We start from the raw sequence: 266 nt of genomic DNA on the forward strand, positions 1-266 counted from the left end.
TCTGGATCGCAGCCACCGTGGTCAACGATTGGCTATCTACCTGACCATTCACTTCACTGAGGTTGTTGGCATCAATACCCGTGACGCCAAAGTCAGCATAATCACTCACCGATGGTGCAGGTTGCGTATTATCCAACGCGTAGGTTCGTATCACATTGACGCTATCGGTTAGAGTCTGGATCGCAGCCACCGTGGTCAACGATTGACTGTCCACCTGACCATTCACTTCATTAAGATTGTTGGCATCCACACCGTTAATGCCCACT

General features: G+C 50.0%; 1 protein-coding gene. It reads right to left on the reverse strand.

Annotation, left to right across the window (positions count from 1 at the left end; all coding sequences use genetic code 11):
* Nucleotides 1–250 (reverse strand): hypothetical protein (locus F8B77_RS17405; protein ID WP_151656919.1); only part of this gene is annotated, 250 nt, incomplete at its 3' end.
* Between the last annotated feature and the right edge of the window lie 16 nt (nt 251–266).

The organism is Aliivibrio finisterrensis, from assembly GCF_008933155.1.
Taxonomy (GTDB): Bacteria; Pseudomonadota; Gammaproteobacteria; order Enterobacterales; family Vibrionaceae; genus Aliivibrio; species Aliivibrio finisterrensis.